The organism is Bacillus sp. RHFS10, from assembly GCF_016757475.1.
Classification (GTDB): Bacteria; Bacillota; Bacilli; order Bacillales; family Bacillaceae; genus Bacillus; species Bacillus subtilis_G.
In genome coordinates, this window is record NZ_JAESPO010000005.1 from 216,300 (window position 1) to 234,027 (window position 17,728).

General features: G+C 42.9%; 17 protein-coding genes. 11 read left to right on the top strand and 6 right to left on the bottom strand.

From position 1 onward, the window contains the following. Positions 1 to 212 precede the first annotated feature (212 nt). The 4 genes from JMN17_RS17450 to sipT all read left to right on the top strand — a co-directional run bounded on the left by JMN17_RS17450 (position 213) and on the right by sipT (position 4,520). Entirely contained in the window at positions 213 to 968 is a 756-nt protein-coding gene (locus JMN17_RS17450) for a DeoR/GlpR family DNA-binding transcription regulator (RefSeq protein WP_087992222.1), read from the top strand. Beyond that, positions 965 to 1,876, top strand: coding sequence for a 1-phosphofructokinase (pfkB, locus tag JMN17_RS17455; RefSeq protein ID WP_087992221.1), 912 nt, complete (start codon positions 965 to 967; stop codon positions 1,874 to 1,876). The genes JMN17_RS17450 and pfkB overlap by 4 nt, the downstream gene beginning before the upstream one ends. Before the next feature lie 14 nt (positions 1,877 to 1,890). Next, a complete protein-coding gene (locus tag JMN17_RS17460; RefSeq protein ID WP_087992220.1) occupies positions 1,891 to 3,795 on the top strand; it encodes a PTS fructose transporter subunit IIABC in 1,905 nt (634 codons plus the stop codon). A 143-nt stretch (positions 3,796 to 3,938) separates the two neighbouring features. After that, positions 3,939 to 4,520, top strand: coding sequence for a signal peptidase I sipT (gene sipT, locus JMN17_RS17465; protein ID WP_087992219.1), 582 nt, complete (start codon positions 3,939 to 3,941; stop codon positions 4,518 to 4,520). Positions 4,521 to 4,555: 35 nt separating this feature from the next. Here the strand turns inward: sipT and JMN17_RS17470 are convergent, their stop codons facing one another. Next, entirely contained in the window at positions 4,556 to 4,825 is a 270-nt protein-coding gene (locus JMN17_RS17470) for a hypothetical protein (protein ID WP_087992218.1), read from the bottom strand. A gap of 181 nt (positions 4,826 to 5,006) precedes the next feature. Here JMN17_RS17470 and JMN17_RS17475 point away from each other — a divergent pair, with 181 nt between their 5' ends. Both JMN17_RS17475 and JMN17_RS17480 read left to right on the top strand, forming a co-directional pair. After that, positions 5,007 to 6,626 (top strand): ABC-F family ATP-binding cassette domain-containing protein, encoded by a 1,620-nt coding sequence (locus JMN17_RS17475; RefSeq protein ID WP_087992217.1) that lies wholly within the window; start codon positions 5,007 to 5,009, stop codon positions 6,624 to 6,626. Positions 6,627 to 6,685: 59 nt separating this feature from the next. Further along, positions 6,686 to 7,597, top strand: a complete 912-nt coding sequence (locus JMN17_RS17480; protein WP_087992216.1) for a ketopantoate reductase family protein — start codon at positions 6,686 to 6,688, stop codon at positions 7,595 to 7,597. A 30-nt stretch (positions 7,598 to 7,627) separates the two neighbouring features. Here JMN17_RS17480 and JMN17_RS17485 read toward each other — a convergent pair whose 3' ends face one another. The 3 genes from JMN17_RS17485 to mreBH all read right to left on the bottom strand — a co-directional run bounded on the left by JMN17_RS17485 (position 7,628) and on the right by mreBH (position 10,215). Then, positions 7,628 to 8,860 carry an aminopeptidase gene (locus JMN17_RS17485; RefSeq protein WP_202328623.1) on the bottom strand — a complete coding sequence of 411 codons (1,233 nt, stop codon included), beginning with the start codon at positions 8,858 to 8,860 and terminating at the stop codon, positions 7,628 to 7,630. 111 nt (positions 8,861 to 8,971) lie between these two features. Continuing rightward, positions 8,972 to 9,106, bottom strand: coding sequence for a protein YkpC (locus JMN17_RS17490; RefSeq protein WP_087992214.1), 135 nt, complete (start codon positions 9,104 to 9,106; stop codon positions 8,972 to 8,974). Between the two features lie 101 nt (positions 9,107 to 9,207). Further along, on the bottom strand, positions 9,208 to 10,215 hold the full coding sequence (gene mreBH, locus JMN17_RS17495) for a cell shape-determining protein MreBH (protein WP_087992213.1): 1,008 nt from the start codon (positions 10,213 to 10,215) through the stop codon (positions 9,208 to 9,210). A gap of 284 nt (positions 10,216 to 10,499) precedes the next feature. Between mreBH and abhA the strand changes: the two genes are divergently transcribed. The 5 genes from abhA (at position 10,500) to ade (ending at position 15,679) form a co-directional block, all read left to right on the top strand. After that, entirely contained in the window at positions 10,500 to 10,778 is a 279-nt protein-coding gene (abhA, locus tag JMN17_RS17500; RefSeq protein WP_087992212.1) for a transcriptional regulator AbhA, read from the top strand. A 145-nt stretch (positions 10,779 to 10,923) separates the two neighbouring features. After that, a complete protein-coding gene (gene kinC, locus JMN17_RS17505; RefSeq protein ID WP_087992211.1) occupies positions 10,924 to 12,210 on the top strand; it encodes a two-component sensor histidine kinase KinC in 1,287 nt (428 codons plus the stop codon). A gap of 15 nt (positions 12,211 to 12,225) precedes the next feature. Continuing rightward, positions 12,226 to 13,053 (top strand): gamma-glutamylcyclotransferase, encoded by an 828-nt coding sequence (locus JMN17_RS17510; RefSeq protein WP_202328624.1) that lies wholly within the window; start codon positions 12,226 to 12,228, stop codon positions 13,051 to 13,053. Positions 13,054 to 13,124: 71 nt separating this feature from the next. Beyond that, positions 13,125 to 13,790, top strand: a complete 666-nt coding sequence (ktrC, locus tag JMN17_RS17515; protein ID WP_202328625.1) for a Ktr system potassium transporter KtrC — start codon at positions 13,125 to 13,127, stop codon at positions 13,788 to 13,790. Positions 13,791 to 13,945: 155 nt separating this feature from the next. Further along, positions 13,946 to 15,679: an adenine deaminase gene (ade, locus tag JMN17_RS17520; RefSeq protein WP_202328626.1), complete on the top strand. Its 1,734-nt coding sequence runs from the start codon at positions 13,946 to 13,948 to the stop codon at positions 15,677 to 15,679. A 33-nt stretch (positions 15,680 to 15,712) separates the two neighbouring features. Here ade and rnjA read toward each other — a convergent pair whose 3' ends face one another. Together rnjA and rnpZA are read right to left on the bottom strand one after the other, a co-directional pair. Further along, the gene (gene rnjA / locus JMN17_RS17525) at positions 15,713 to 17,380 is read right to left on the bottom strand and encodes a ribonuclease J1 (protein ID WP_148963702.1); all 1,668 of its coding nucleotides are present in this window, start codon (positions 17,378 to 17,380) and stop codon (positions 15,713 to 15,715) included. A gap of 5 nt (positions 17,381 to 17,385) precedes the next feature. Beyond that, positions 17,386 to 17,595, bottom strand: a complete 210-nt coding sequence (gene rnpZA / locus JMN17_RS17530) for an RNA polymerase subunit omega 1 (protein WP_003238840.1) — start codon at positions 17,593 to 17,595, stop codon at positions 17,386 to 17,388. Positions 17,596 to 17,728: the final 133 nt, after the last annotated feature.

The window sequence follows — 17,728 nt, forward strand, 5'->3', positions numbered from 1 at the left end:
TCATTAAAATAAGAAGAAAATGTCGTACAATTGTCCTTATTTTTGTCGAATTTACAGTTTACAAACCCTATAGACATACGTTAATATGGATAAACGTGAAAGATTTTGATAGTTATTGAATGAATTTGAATGATTCTAGTTGCCTAAATTGAAAAAAGCGTTTACAATGAAATTGTATTCAAAATGAATACGTTTTCATTAGGAGGTGAAGCATGCTAACTCCTGAACGGCATCAATTGATTATTGATCAAATCGAAAAGCATGATGTGGTAAAAATTCAAGAGCTTATAAATCTTACAAACGCTTCTGAATCAACTATCAGAAGAGATTTATCAACACTTGAAGAACGCGGTTTTTTAAAGCGTGTTCATGGGGGAGCAGCCAAGCTTTCCGATATCAGACTTGAACCCGATATGCTTGAAAAATCATCCAAAAACCTTCACGATAAATTGAAAATTGCTGAAAAAGCAGTTTCTCTTTTAGAAGAAGGAGATTGCATTTACCTTGATGCAGGCACGACGACTTTGCACATGATTGATTTTATGGATAAAAGCAAAGATATTGTCGTAGTCACAAACGGGGTGATGCATGTCGATGCATTAATAAGGAAAGAAATTTCTTTTTACCTGCTTGGAGGATACGTAAAGCACAGAACGGGCGCGATTATTGGAGGAGCTTCACTGATTGCCATGGATCAGTACAGATTCGACAAGAGTTTTCTGGGGACAAACGGTGTTCATACAGAGGCTGGATTCACAACGCCGGACCCTGATGAGGCTCTTTTAAAACAGAAAGCTGTCAAACAGGCAAAACACGCTTATGTCTTAGCAGACCCTTCGAAATTCGGAGAAATTTCATTTTCGGCATTCGCCGGAATAGGCGACGCAACAATCATTACGACTGGCGCTGAAGAGCTTACATTCGATAATTACCAAGAAAAAACTGTCGTAAAGGTAGTGAAACCATGATTTACACTGTAACACTTAATCCATCTGTCGATTATATTGTTCACGTTGAAGATTTTACTGTAGGAGGACTGAACCGTTCCTCATACGATACAAAGTATCCAGGGGGCAAGGGCATCAACGTATCGAGACTGCTGAAAAGACACCATGTACCGTCTAAAGCGCTCGGATTCGTCGGCGGATTTACCGGAGAATATATCAAAACATTTTTGCGGGAAGAAAATCTGGAAACAGCCTTTTCTGAAGTGAAAGAAGATACCCGAATCAATGTAAAGCTGAAAACGGGTGATGAAACTGAAATTAACGGTCAGGGACCGACAATTTCAGATGAAGATTTCAAAACCTTTTTAGAACAGTTCCAGTCTTTACAAGAAGGGGATATCGTCGTCCTTGCAGGAAGCATTCCATCTTCACTGCCCCACGACACTTACGAAAAAATCGCAGAGGCCTGCACACAGCAGAACGCGCGAGTTGTTCTGGATATCTCAGGCGAGGCGCTTATGAAAGCAACAGAAATGAAACCGTTTTTGATGAAGCCAAACCATCATGAGCTTGGAGAAATGTTCGGCACAACAATTACATCTGTTGAAGAAGCTGTTCCTTATGGGAAAAAGCTTGTAGAACAAGGGGCTGAACATGTAATCGTATCCATGGCCGGAGACGGAGCGCTTCTATTTACGAAGGAAGCTGTTTATTTTGCAAACGTGCCAAAGGGGAAATTGGTCAACTCAGTCGGAGCGGGAGATTCCGTCGTTGCAGGTTTTCTTGCCGGTATTTCCAAACAGCTGCCGCTTGAAGAAGCATTCCGTTTAGGTGTTACATCAGGCAGTGCTACCGCGTTCTCTGAAGAACTTGGAACAGAAGAATTTGTCCAGCAGCTTCTTCCTGAAGTTAAGGTCACACGTCTATAGAGGAGGAAACAAAAGTGAAAATAACTGAGCTTTTAACAAAGCATACAATAAAGCTTAATATTGAGAGCAAAGAAAAAGAAAATGTTATTGACGAAATGGTCACTGTTCTTGATAAAGCTGGAAAATTAAATGACCGACAAGCCTACAAAGAAGCCATTTTAAATCGCGAGAGCCAAAGCTCGACGGGAATTGGTGAAGGAATCGCTATCCCGCATGCGAAAACAGCAAGCGTTATCAACCCGGCGATCGCGTTCGGGCGTTCAAAAGACGGTGTCGATTATGAATCATTAGACGGCCAGCCGGCTCACTTGGTGTTCATGATAGCGGCGACTGAAGGCGCAAACAACACTCACCTTGAAGCATTGTCAAGACTTTCAACACTGTTAATGCGTGAAGAAATTCGCAAGCAGCTCCTTGAAGCTGAGTCAGAAGATGCTATTATCGACATTATTAATCAGCACGATAAAGATGATGACGAAGAGGAAGAAGAAGAAGCGGCACCTGCACCTGCCGGAAAAGGGAAAATCCTAGCGGTTACTGCATGTCCGACAGGTATTGCACACACATTCATGGCTGCGGATGCCCTTAAAGAAAAAGCGAAAGAGCTTGGTGTGGAAATTAAGGTCGAAACAAATGGTTCAAGCGGTATTAAGCACAAGCTGACTGCCCAAGAAATTGAAGATGCACCTGCCATCATTGTCGCAGCGGACAAGCAGGTTGAAATGGAACGATTTAAAGGTAAGCGCGTGCTTCAAGTACCTGTTACAGCTGGTATCAGACGCCCGCAAGAGCTTATCGAAAAAGCGAAAAATCAAGACGCGCCGGTTTACCAAGGCAGCGGCGGCGGTTCTTCAGCTTCAAACGATGAAGATGAAGCGAGAGGCAAGTCTGGCGGCAGCATCGGAAGCATGTTTTATAAGCATCTGATGAGCGGTGTCAGCAACATGCTTCCGTTCGTAGTCGGCGGTGGTATCCTCGTTGCGATTTCATTCTTCTGGGGGATTAATTCTTCCAATCCGGATGATCCTACTTACAACACGTTCGCTGCCGCTCTTAAGTTTATCGGCGGTGACAATGCATTAGGATTAATTGTGGCAGTTCTTGCCGGTTTCATTGCAATGAGTATTGCAGACCGTCCTGGTTTTGCGCCTGGTATGATCGGCGGATTTATGGCAACTCAAGCAAATGCTGGATTCTTAGGCGGACTAATTGCCGGATTCCTGGCTGGTTATATCGTTGTTCTTTTGAAAAAAGCATTCGTCTTTATTCCTCAGTCACTTGACGGACTGAAACCAGTGTTAATCTATCCGCTGTTTGGTATTTTCTTAACTGGTATTATCATGCGTTTCGTGGTCAATACACCGGTAGCGGCATTTATGGATTTCTTAACAAATTGGCTTGAAAGCCTTGGGACTGGCAACCTTGTATTAATGGGTATTATTTTGGGCGGTATGATGGCGATTGATATGGGCGGTCCGCTTAATAAAGCAGCCTTTACGTTCGGTATCGCGATGATCGATGCAGGCAACTATGCGCCTCACGCAGCGATCATGGCCGGCGGTATGGTTCCGCCGCTTGGTATCGCACTTGCAACAACCATTTTCAGAAATAAATTCACTCAGCGTGACCGTGAAGCTGGTATTACATGCTACTTCATGGGGGCTGCTTTCGTAACAGAGGGAGCGATCCCGTTTGCTGCGGCTGATCCGCTTCGCGTGATTCCAGCTGCTGTCGCTGGTGCAGCTGTTGCCGGAGGATTAACTGAATTCTTCCGTGTAACGCTTCCGGCACCTCACGGAGGAGTATTCGTAGCCTTCATTACAAACCATCCGCTGCTTTACCTATTAAGTATCGTGATCGGTGCTGTCGTGATGGCAATTATCCTCGGTATTCTTAAAAAACCTGTTACAGAGAAATAAGAAAAAAGCGTCCTTCATTCGAAAGGGCGCTTTTTCTTTATCCTGCTGGCGGGAGCGCGGTTAAGTTATGTATTTTATTATCATTTATGATAAAGTAAAAGAAGGGAAACAACTGACACAGCAACCGTCTAGGAGGAAACACTTTGACCGAGGAAAAAAACACGAAAACTGAAAAAACGGCGAAGAAAAAAACCAATACGTATTTGGAATGGGGAAAAGCGATTGTCATCGCTGTCCTGCTGGCTCTCTTGATCCGTCACTTTTTGTTTGAACCTTATTTAGTCGAAGGTTCATCTATGGATCCCACATTACATGACGGCGAAAGGCTGTTTGTGAATAAAACAGTCAACTATATCGGCGAGCTGGAGCGCGGAGATATCGTTATTATCAACGGTGAGACGTCGAAAATCCATTACGTAAAAAGATTGATCGGAAAGCCTGGAGAAACCGTTCAAATGAAGGATGACACGCTTTATATAAACGGAAAAAAAGCAGCTGAGCCTTACTTGTCTAAAAACAAAAAAGAAGCAGAAAAACTTGGTGTGAGTCTGACTGGCGATTTTGGACCGGTTAAGGTTCCCAAAGGCAAATATTTTGTCATGGGAGATAACCGGCTGAATTCAATGGACAGCCGAAACGGGCTCGGACTGATTGCCGAAGACCGGATTGTCGGCACATCGAAGTTTGTCTTTTTCCCGTTTAACGAAATGCGTCAAACAAAATAAAAACGCCTTGCTGGCCTTGGGACAGCAGGCGTTTTTTAATTTGAAAAAGAAGCGACTAATGCAATGCATAATACCGTGATAAACACTGAACCGATAATGGCCAGCACGCTGAAGAAAAGATGAACCTGTTTGTTTTCTTTGCCACGCTTTTCTAAAAGTCGTTTAGAAAAAATATGTGAAAATATGTAAATGAGGGCTATGCCAATATATAAGCCGATATCTTTAGCGGTAAAGCCTGTTACGGCAAGGTAAAAGCCCGTAAAAAAGATCAATAAGCAGTATTCAGTAAGTGTTAAAAGCTTCAACGTGTTCCTCCATGAGAGTGTGTAATTTTCCCGGCTGGATGTATCCTCTCTGCTTTATTGTAACATAGCTGGCAGCATTGAGTGTATAAGTGTTTTCTCTCCGATTTATCAGGGAATCATTTCTCTTGCCCAGCATTCATGGTATACTTTTATTGATGATAGACATGATGGAGGATAATAAATGATTGCTGTAAATAATGTAAGCTTGCGGTTTGCGGATCGCAAGTTATTTGAAGATGTCAATATTAAATTTACCCCAGGCAACTGCTATGGGTTAATTGGTGCAAATGGTGCCGGTAAATCAACGTTTCTGAAAGTGCTATCTGGCGAAATCGATCCTCAGACAGGCGATGTCCATATGAGTCCTGGAGAGCGTCTTGCCATCTTGAAGCAGAACCATTTTGAGTACGAAGAGTATGAAGTGCTGAAAGTGGTCATTATGGGCCACAAACGCCTGTATGAAGTCATGCAGGAGAAAGACGCCATTTACATGAAGCCTGATTTCTCAGATGAGGATGGAATTCGTGCGGCAGAGCTCGAAGGTGAATTTGCAGAGCTGAACGGATGGGAAGCCGAAAGTGAAGCTGCGATTCTTTTAAAAGGCCTTGGTATCTCAGAAGATCTTCATACGAAGAAGATGGAAGACCTTGGCGGTTCAGAGAAAGTAAAAGTTCTCTTGGCACAGGCATTATTCGGAAAGCCGGATGTTCTGCTGCTTGATGAGCCGACGAACCACTTGGACCTTCAGGCCATTCAGTGGCTGGAAGAGTTTCTGATTAACTTTGAAAACACAGTTATTGTGGTATCCCATGACCGTCACTTCTTAAATAAAGTGTGTACGCACATTGCTGACCTTGATTTTAATAAGATCCAAATCTATGTCGGAAACTATGATTTCTGGTATGAATCGAGCCAGCTGGCGTTAAAGCTTTCTCAAGAAGCGAACAAGAAAAAAGAAGAGCAAATTAAACAGCTTCAAGAGTTTGTCGCTAGATTCAGCGCCAACGCGTCTAAATCTAAGCAGGCAACATCAAGAAAGAAACTTCTCGAAAAAATTACGCTCGATGATATTAAACCGTCTTCCCGCCGCTATCCTTACGTTAACTTTACACCAGAACGGGAAATCGGAAATGATGTTCTTCAGGTGGAGGGCTTAACGAAAACAATCGATGGCGTAAAGGTGCTTGACAATGTCAGCTTTATTATGAATAGAGAAGATAAAATTGCTTTCACTGGCCGCAACGAACTGGCTGTTACCACGCTGTTTAAAATCATTTCCGGGGAAATGGAAGCTGACAGCGGAACGTTTAAATGGGGCGTAACGACATCTCAAGCGTATTTTCCAAAAGACAACAGCGAATATTTCGAAGGCAGTGATCTAAATCTTGTAGACTGGCTTCGCCAATATTCTCCTCATGACCAAAGTGAGAGCTTTTTACGCGGTTTCTTAGGACGGATGCTGTTCTCAGGAGAAGAAGTCCACAAAAAATCAAACGTACTATCTGGGGGAGAAAAGGTTCGCTGTATGCTGTCTAAAGCGATGCTTTCCGGCGCCAATATTTTAATTTTGGATGAGCCGACCAACCATTTAGACTTAGAATCCATTACAGCGCTCAATAACGGTTTAATCAGCTTTAAAGGGGCTATGCTGTTTACATCCCATGACCATCAGTTTGTACAGACTATTGCCAACAGAATTATCGAAATTACACCTAACGGCATCGTCGATAAGCAAATGAGTTATGATGAGTTCCTTGCAAATGCTGATGTGCAGAAAAAACTGGCTGAACTTTACGCGTAATCAAAAAAGCAGAGATTCCTCTGCTTTTTTTGATACATAGAGTTGAAAGGAGATACAACATGAAATTTTTGGTTGTCGGAGCAGGAGGAGTAGGCGGGTATATTGGCGGACGGCTTGCAGAGAAAGGCAATGATGTGACATTTCTCGTACGCCAAAAAAGAGCTGAGCAGCTTAAAGAAACCGGGCTTGTCATCCATAGTGAAAAAGGGGATATATCATTTCAGCCCGCATTAATCAGTGCTGGAGAAACAGGGCAGTTTGACGTCGTTATCATTGCTTCTAAAGCCTATTCACTTGAGCAAGTAATAGATGATGTCAAACCGTTTATCAATCGGGAATCTGTCATTATACCTTTTTTAAACGGGTACCGCCATTATGAGCAGCTGTTTACGGCACTTTCAAAAGAACAGGTGCTGGGCGGTTTGTGTTTTATAGAAAGTGCCTTAGACAACAAGGGGGAAATTCATCATACGAGCGCATCACATCGTTTTGTATTCGGAGAATGGAACGGTGAGCGTACGGAACGAATAACAGTGATTGAAGAGGCATTTTCAGGCGTGAAAGCAGACGTCATCATCAGCGGGCATATCGAGAAGGACATTTGGAAAAAGTATCTGTTTATTTCGGCGCAAGCAGGGATCACAACGTTATTTCAAAGACCGCTTGGCCCAATCCTCGAAACAGAAGGCGGACGTCACACGGCCCAAGCCCTTATTGGAGAAATTGGCGCTATTTTGCGAAAAGAGGGTGTTCCGGCTGATCCGGATCTTGAGGAAGAGAGCTTCCGAACGATGACAAGCATGTCTTACCATATGAAATCCTCTATGCTTCGGGATATGGAAAACGGACAAACGACTGAAGGTAACCACCTGCATGGCTTTTTACTTGAAAAAGCAAAGCGTTTATCTCTTGCAGCACCCATATTAGAAACGGTGTATGCCAATCTGCAAATGTATGAAGCAGAAAAATAAAAAGGAGGCGAAAAGCCTCCTTTTGTTTATTTAAAAAGCCCAATTCCCATTTCTGAAGATAGGCTCTCTTTTTCCGTCTGCCGTAATGCCGTCAATATTCATATCCGGAGAACCAATCATAAAGTCCACGTGTGTAATGCTTTCATTTAAGCCTTCTTTGACAAGTTCCTCACGAGACATCTGCTTTCCGCCTTCAATGTTAAAGGCGTAGGCGCTGCCGATCGCCAAATGGTTTGACGCGTTTTCATCAAACAATGTGTTATAGAAAAGAATATTTGATTGTGATATAGGCGAATCGTAAGGAACAAGTGCCACTTCACCTAAATAGTGAGAACCCTCATCTGTTTCCACTAGTTCTTTTAAAATCTCCTCTCCTTTTTCGGCTTTAATGTCGACTATACGGCCATTTTCAAATGTGAGGGTGAAGTTTTCAATAATATTTCCGCCGTAGCTTAGCGGTTTTGTGCTCGATACGACTCCGTCGACCCCATCTTTTTGCGGCAGCGTGAATACTTCTTCTGTCGGCATATTGGCCATAAACTCATGGCCGCTTTCACTCACGCTTCCCGCACCAGCCCAAACATGCTTTCTAGGCAGCTTAATGGTTAAATCAGTTCCTTCTGCTAGATAGTGTAAAGCAGTGTAATGTCTCTCGTTCAAATGGTCAACTTTTTCATGAAGATTTTGATCATGCTTGATCCACGCTTGAACCGGATTGTCTTCGTTTACGCGCGTCGCTTTAAAAATTTCTTCCCACAGAAGCTGAGTCGCTTCCTCCTCTGATTTGCCAGGAAAGACTTTTTGGGCCCAGCCCGCTGATGCCGCACCTACGACAGTCCAGCTGACTTTGTCCGATTGAATATATTGTCTGTATGTATGTAATGCCTTGCCTGCTGCTTTTTGGAATGCAGCGATCCGTTTGGAATCTGCACCTTTTAGTAAGTCTGGGTTTGACGACACAACAGAGATGAAAGCGGCTCCTTTTTTAGCAAGCTCTTCTCTGCCTTTTGCTTCCCATTCAGGGTATTCTTCAAATGCTTCAAAAGGCGCGAGTTCATATTTTAATTTGGCGACTTCGTCGTCCTGCCAATTCACCGTGACATTTTTGGCACCTTTTTCATATGCATGTTTCACAATTAAGCGGACAAAATCCCGTACGTCTGTTGAAGCATTTACGACTACATACTGGCCTTTTTGGACGTTTACGCCGACCTCTACCGCCAGCTGCGCATATGTATTTAATTTCTGTGAAAATGAATCCATGAATCATTCCTCCTCGAGCTTTTTTCTCATCATATCAAATATGATCCTATAAAGGAAAGAAAGGAGGCTAAAGTGAAAAACCCAAAACAACATGTCTTGGGTCTTTCGATATTACGGATGATTCAGTTTTACGGTGCCGCCTCCAGGTGAATGGGGCATGTTGGCCAAAGAAATGCTCATGCCTCCAAGAATGATTCCGCTTAAAATGGCTGCGATCGCTACTCTTCTTCCTAAATCTCTTAGCATCTGTTTCCTCCTTAACGTTTCTCCATTTCCCACAATATGAAGGGAGTGAGGAAAAAAGAAGCAAGAAATTTGCTGCGTGTGAGATTTTTTGAAGGGAAATACTATTTAATCGCCTTTTGAAGCTTATCGATCACTTCTAAAGAACGGCCTGTGCCGATTGCCACAGATTCAAGCGGATTTTGCGCCACGTGTACAGGCACTACAATCTCTTCTGTGAGCCATTCTTTAATCCCGTTAAGAAGCGCGCCGCCGCCTGTTAAAATAACGCCGCGGTCAACAATATCTCCGCTCAATTCAGGCGGGCAGTCCTCAAGTGTAGCTCTGATGGCTTCAAGAATATGGAGGAGAGATTCACGCATTGCGTCTTGAATTTCATTAGATTGAAGCATAATGGTTTTTGGAAGGCCTGTTACGAGGTCGCGTCCCCGAATTTCCATTGCTTCCGGCACATGCTCAATCAGTGCATGTCCAATTTCCATTTTTACCTGCTCAGCTGTCCGTTCGCCAATCAGCAAATTGTATTTTTTCCGGACGAAGGAAACGATATCTTCATCAAGCTGGTCTCCGCCGATTCTGATAGAGTGGCAGGAAACAACGCCGCCGAAGGAGATGATAGCGACTTCTGTCGTCCCTCCGCCGATATCTACCACCACATTGGCAACCGGCTCATCGACAGGCAAATCCGCTCCGATGGCGGCCGCTACTGGCTCTTCAATTAAATGGACGTTTTTCGCGCCGCAATTTTTCACCGCATCACTGATGGCGCGGCGTTCTACTGCTGTTGAGCCTGACGGTGTGCAAACGACTACGTTCGGTTTTCTGAACGACATGCCGATGCTTTTTCCGGCTTTTTTCATAATGTGCTTTAGCAAATCGGTTGTCATATCATAGTCTGCGATAACGCCATCTTTCATTGGTCTGACAGCGACAATTTTTCCCGGCGTTTTGCCGATCATGTTTTTCGCGTCAGCCCCGATTGCAAGCACTGCTTTAGTCGTTGTATCCACTGCGACAACAGATGGTTCATTTAAAATAATCCCTTTATTTTTGCTGTAAACAAGTATATTAGCTGTTCCTAAGTCAATCCCGATTTCAGTTGATTGAAACATGTTATTCACCCAATCTCTATCCTGATTTTATATGATTCTACATTTAAAGTTTCTAAGAAATGAAGCGATTTTTGGGGGTGTTCGTCGGGAAAGAAATGTTTTTGTAAAAAATCACGGAACTGTGTAACAGAAGTAATACATTTTTCGGTTTTATGGTAAAAATATCTTGCGATTCTTATAGAAATCGGGAAACTTTTTCTTAGTTTCATACGTCTACGATATATTGAGGTGCATCCTTAAACATTACATGAGAAAAGAAACATTTAAAGGAAGAAGGGTTTTTTATGAAATCAATAGGTGTTGTGAGAAAAGTAGATGAATTAGGGCGCATTGTCATGCCGATAGAATTAAGACGGGCACTGGATATTGCTATAAAAGACAGCATTGAGTTTTTTGTTGACGGAGATAAAATTATCTTGAAAAAGTATAAACCTCATGGCGTTTGTTTAATGACCGGAGAAATTACTTCAGAAAATACTGAATACGGCAACGGTAAAATTACGTTAAGCCCTGAGGGTGCACAGCTGCTTCTCGAAGAAATTCAAGCCGCTCTAAAAGAATAATATGATGTTGAAAAAGGCGGAGAGATACAATCTCCGCCTTTTTTGCCTCAGGTGATGAATGATTTGGGATACTTTACATATTTTACTCAATTATTTGTCGAAGAATGGTACAATAAATAGAGAAACACAAGCGGCAGGTGGTCATATGAGAAAATATCAAGCACGTATCATTTCCATCATCTTGGCAATGATTTTTATTATGTTTTGGGATTATTTATTTTATTTTATAGGCAAAAATCCGATTAATTGGCCTGTTGATATTGTGTATACTGCAGTCACGTTAGCAAGTGTCTGGATGCTGGCTTATTATATTGATGAGAAACAGCAGCTGGTTAAGACAATGAAGGATAATGAATGGAAGTATAAACAGCTTTCTGAAGAAAAAAACCGCATCATGGATAATTTGCAGGAAATCGTATTTCAAACGAATGCAAAAGGCGAAATTACATATTTAAACAAAGCGTGGTCATCCATAACCGGCTTTTCAATCAATGAATGTATGGGAACGATGTATAATGATTACTTCATAAAAGAAAAACACGTAGCCGACCACATCAACACCCAAATCCAAAACCAAGCGTCTTCTGGTATGTTTACTGCAAAATACGTGACAAAGAACGGCACGATTTTTTGGGGAGAAGTTCATTATAAACTTTATTACGATCGGGATGACCAATTTACAGGCAGCTTGGGAACAATGTCAGATATCACTGAGCGGAAAGAGGCTGAAGATGAGCTCATTGAGATTAATGAACGGCTGGCGAGAGAATCACAGAAACTGTCAATCACAAGTGAACTTGCCGCCGGTATTGCACATGAAGTCAGAAACCCTTTAACCTCTGTCAGCGGTTTCCTTCAGATTATGAAAACACAATATCCCGACAGAAAGGGCTATTTTGACATCATCTTTTCAGAGATTAAAAGAATCGATTTGGTGCTCGGCGAGCTGTTGCTGCTTGCAAAACCGCAGGCGGTCACATTTAAAATGCATCAGCTCAATGAGATCCTGACACAAGTCACGACATTGCTTGATACCAATGCTATTCTGTCCAATATCGTCATAGAAAAAAATTTCGAAGAGACAGATAGCTGTATCATTAACGGGGATGAGAATCAGCTGAAGCAGGTCTTTATCAATATCATTAAAAATGGGATTGAGGCAATGCCAAAAGGCGGTGTCGTTACCATTTCGACTGCTAAGACAGCCTCTCACGCCCTGATAAGCGTCAAAGATGAAGGAAACGGCATGCCGCAGGAAAAGCTTAAGCAGATTGGCAAACCTTTTTATTCAACAAAGGAAAAGGGCACCGGACTTGGACTTGCCATTTGTTTAAGAATCCTGAAGGAACACGACGGAGAATTGAAAATCGAAAGTGAAGCTGGAAAAGGCAGTGTCTTTCAAGTTGTTTTGCCTTTCAAATCAGACAGCTGAGAGGGGGAAAATAAGATGAACTCGCTTCTCTTTGTATACGGGACATTGAGAAAACATGAAAAGAATCATCATCTGCTTGCACAATCGGCATGTATTAATGAGCAGGCCAGAACGCAGGGATGTCTGTTTGCTGCAAATGAGGGGCCCGCAGCTGTTTTTGAAGATGAAGGTTATATATGCGGCGAGTTATATGAAGCAGATGAATGGTGTATACATAAGCTCGATCAATTTTATCAAGGCTATGAAAAACAAACGGCGCTTGTAGAAACGGATGCCGGAATCAAAAAAGCGCTTGTTTATTTTATGAACAAGGACGTGTGTGCCGGCTTTCCGAAAATAAGCAGCGGTGACTGGAAAGCACATCAGATGATCAGCAAATCGCAAAATCCTGTTTATTATTTTGCCTATGGGTCCTGCATGGACAATGCCCGCTTTCAAAAGGCGGGAGTCGATCACTATTTTCAAGATCCAGTGGGAGGAGCTGTTTTAAAAGGGTACACAACCCGCTTCACGCTAAAAAGGGAAGACGGCTCAAGAGCGGATATGATGGAAGACGGAGGAACAACAGAAGGCGTTTTATATCGCATCCCTTTTTCTGCTCTCACCTACCTATATAAAAGGGAGGGCGTTGCATCTCTTACGTATCGGCCTGCATTTGTAGACGTTGAAGCTGGCGGAAGGCGCTACACAGATTGCTTAACCTTTCTCGTCCTCCAAAAAGAAGCGGAAACCGCTCCGCCTCAGCACTATCAGATGGAAATTGAACGGGGAGCGGAGATGTATTTATCACCGGGGTTTACTGAAAAGCTCAAGCGGCATATGAATTCGCTGCCAAAAGGATAACGAAATTAACACTGTTACAAAAGAATATGATAAAATTTGTTCAATATGATGTTAGGTAAAGGAGCACCACTATGAAAAAAGAATTTGCGGTAATTGGACTGGGCCGTTTTGGTGGCAGTATTTGCAAAGCATTAAGCGAAGAAGGCGTCGAGGTTATGGCGATGGATATCGATGAAGATAAAGTCAACGAGTATGCCAAGATCGCATCTCACGCCGTTATCGGTGATTCAACAGATGAATCTGTCCTGAAAAATTTAGGTCTGCGAAATTTTGACCACGTTATTGTAGCAATCGGTGAAAATATCCAGGCGAGTATTTTAACGACTCTCATTCTGAAAGAACTGGGCGTTCATACCATTACAGTGAAGGCACAGAACGATTATCACGAAAAAGTGCTTTCTAAAATTGGTGCGGACCACATCGTCCACCCGGAACGCGATATGGCAAAACGAATTGCGCATAACATCGTGTCCAACAACGTACTTGATTATTTGGAACTGTCTGACGAGCATAGTCTAGTTGAAATCGTAGCCAACAGCCGCCTGGCCGGAAATACGCTTCTTGATTTAGATATCCGTGCGAAATACGGGATTAACATTGTAGCCATTAAAAGAGGCAAGGAAGTCATCGTGTCGCCGCTTGCGACCGAAGTCATCCATCGAGAAGATATCCTCATCGTTATTGGTTCTGTTACAGACATTTCCCGTTTTGAAAAAAGAGTTCTTTATACAAAATAGCAGTAAGACAAACCGTCCTCAAAGGGCGGTTTTTCATATTATCAGAATATAACAACTTTAATGAAGTGAGCGGCAATTTCTTAAAATTTTATTGACTAAGCACAGGCGTTCCGATAGCATGTTGTACCATATAATAAAAAAGAGGAGGGGCCTATTTGAATAAAGAAGTGCTGGTGAATAGGCTGAATGCTTCAGCCCGAAGACAAAAAGCTGATATCGTCATTAAGAACGGAAAAATCATGGACGTATTTAATCAAGAGTGGATTTATGAAGATATTGCGATTACGGACGGAGTCATTGTAGGCCTCGGCGAGTATGAAGGCGAAAATAACATTGATGCAGAGGGACAAATGATTGTTCCGGGTTTTATTGATGGACATGTACATATTGAGTCATCAATGGTTACACCGATTGAGTTCGCTAAAGCGGTATTGCCGCATGGTGTGACGACAGTTGTTACCGATCCGCATGAGATCGCGAATGTGTCTGGTGAAAAAGGGATTGCATTTATGATTGAACAGGCTCGGCAAACACCGCTGAATATTCATTTTATGCTTCCCTCCAGTGTGCCTGCCGCAAGCTTTGAGCGATCAGGCGCAGTTCTTAAAGCTGCCGATTTAAAGCCTTTTTACGAAGAGAAAGAAGTCTTAGGGCTAGCTGAAGTCATGGACTTTGTATCAGTTCAGCAGGCTGAAGAAGATATGGTTCAGAAACTGCTCGATGCCCGTATTGCAGGAAAGCGGGTTGACGGTCATTTAGCGGGTTTAACGACAGACCTCATTAACATTTATAGAACAGCATTTGTCTTAAATGATCATGAAGTAACGACGAAGGAAGAAGCGCTTGATCGTATTAGAAGAGGAATGTATGTCATGATGCGCGAGGGATCAGTCGCAAAAAACACTCTCAATGTGCTCCCGGCGGTGAATGAAAAGAATGCACGCCGTTTCTTCTTCTGTACGGATGATAAGCATGTGGATGATTTATTGTCAGAGGGAAGTGTGAATCATCAGGTGAAAATGGCGATTCAAGCCGGACTTGACCCGTTTTTAGCCTATCAATTAGGGAGCCTCAATGCAGCTGAATGCTACGGATTAGATACAAAGGGAGCGATTGCTCCGGGTTTTGATGCTGATTTGCTTTTTGTTTCTGATCTGGGAAACGTCACTGTCACAAAGACAATGGTACATGGGCAGACTGTTGCTGAAGGAGGCGAAGCAGTCTATCACGATAGCGCTTCAGCTCCCGCACCAGAACCGGCACTGCTTGATTCTGTTAAGCTTGCTGCTCCGCTTAACAAACAGAATTTAAATATGCCAATCGATTCAAAGCGGCAAATCCATGTGATTCAAATCATTCCTAATCAGCTTGAAACACGGTTGGTGCGTGTGCCGTCTCCTGATGCCCATGTTTTTGAGCCTGACACTGAGCTCGATTTGTTAAAGATTGCAGTTGTTGAGCGGCATAAAGGGTTAAAAGAAACCGGTCTTGGTGTTGTGAAAGGATTTGGATTCAAGAGCGGAGCGATTGCCACAAGCATTTCGCACGATTCCCATAATATTATTGCCGTTGGGACAAATGATGCCGATATTGCGGCTGCAGTTAATAAGTTGCAGGAAATTGGCGGAGGATTAACGATTATAAAAAATGGAGAAGAGCTTCATTCAGTACCGCTGCCGATTGCGGGGTTACTATCAGACCAATCTGCGGAGCAGGTGAATCAAAGCTTGCTGACGCTGCATGATCAATTGTCGTCAGTCGGTTTCACAGGCGAGTTTAATCCATTTTTGACGCTGTCGTTTTTAGCTTTGCCTGTCATTCCTGACATTAAAATGACGACAACAGGATTATTTGATGTAAAGTCATTTCAGCACATAACACTGCAATAAAAAAGATGCACTCACTTTGGAGTGCATCTTTTTTTAAACCTCCATAATGATCGGAAGGATCATCGGACGGCGTTTCGTTTTTTCGTATAAGAACGGCGCAAGCGTATCTGTAATCTCGTTTTTGATTTCAGACCATTGAGTCGTTTTTCGTTCCATCACTTTTTGTAAGTGGTTTGAAATGAGCTCTTGAGCGTCATTGATCAAGTCGCCAGATTCTCTCATGTAAACAAACCCTCTGGAAATCAAATCAGGTCCCGCTGAAACCTTAAAGTCCTCCATGTCAATGCTGACAACCACAATGACAAGCCCTTCCTCAGAAAGAATTCTGCGGTCACGAAGTACGATATTGCCAATATCACCGATACCGCTTCCGTCAATGTATACTGAACCGGACGGGATTTTACCGGCAACTGAAGCTTCATCGCCCTTAAGCGCCAAAACCTCACCATTATCCATGATAAAGCAATTTTCTTCAGGGATGCCGCAATCAGTTGCAAGCTTGACATGCATTTTTTGCATTCTGTACTCACCGTGAATCGGCATGAAGAATTTAGGCTTGATTAAACGAAGCATCAGCTTCTGTTCTTCCTGCCCGCCGTGACCGGATGTATGGATATCATTAAGAGGCCCGTGAATAACCTCAGCCCCAGCACGGTACAGCTGATTGATTGTACGGCTCACGCTGATTGTGTTTCCTGGGATAGGGGATGAAGAAAATACGACTGTATCCCCAGGAATAATCGAAATCTGGCGGTGTGTGCCGTTTGCAATTCTTGATAAAGCTGCCATCGGTTCCCCTTGGCTTCCGGTACATAATATCGTTACTTTATTGGCAGGTAAACGATTGATTTCGTTATGCTCAATAAATGTATTTTTAGGACAGCTAATATAACCGAGCGTTTGTCCGATTTCGATAGCTGATTCCATACTGCGTCCAAATACGGCAACTTTTCTCCCATTTAATACAGCAGCCTCAATCACCTGCTGCAAGCGGTGAATATTCGACGCAAATGTAGCGAAAATAACTCGGCCGTCCACCTTGCGGAAAATGTCATGAATGCTTTCTCCGACACGGCGCTCAGACATGGTGAACTCCGGGTTTTCACTGTTTGTGCTGTCTGATAGGAGACACAGAACGCCTTCTTTGCCGATTTCGGCCATTTTCGTTAAGTTTGCCGGCTCACCGACTGGAGTAAAATCGAATTTAAAATCTCCAGTATGTACAATGTTTCCGGGCGGCGTTTTTACAACTATACCGTAGGAATCCGGAATACTATGTGTTGTTCTGAAGAATGACACAGCCGTTTTACGGAATTTTACGATATCATCCTCACCGATAATGTTCAGTTTCGTCTGTCGTAATAATCCATGCTCTTCAAGTTTATTCCGAAGTAAGCCGATCGCGAGTTTACCGCCGTAAACAGGAATATTCACTTGTCTGAGCAGGTACGGAATACCGCCGATATGGTCTTCATGGCCGTGGGTGATAAAAAGCCCTTTAATTTTATCTTCATTTTTGACTAAATACGTGTAATCAGGGATAACGTAGTCAATGCCGAGCAGTTCGTCCTCGGGAAACTTGATCCCCGCATCAATTAGCACAATCTCATCCTGAAATTGTACTGCGTACGTATTTTTACCGATTTCGCCCAATCCTCCGAGGGCGAAAACAGCAGTCTGATCATTTTTTACAAATTTCATACCGCTCATAACTCCAATACTTTAAAATTTTCGCTTTGTTGTTCATATTCTAAAAATGCACCATTCACAGGTGTAATAAACTCAATATTAAATTTCTTCTCTTTCAGCTTTGTTCTGACGTCACGCTCAGATACGCCTTCAATATAAAGTGAATCTGTCTTTTCCCGAACAGGTACTTCGTCAGCCTTTTCTTGATAAAATACCTTATAAATCATCCAAATCTCTCCTTAAATGCCGTATGTTAGACTCGCTTATTCTATTATATTCGAAAACGGAATATAAGGAAAGCCTTGAGAAAAATAAGGCCCCCTCGAAAAGCGAAAGATCCCTTGTCAGGCAATTGCTTTC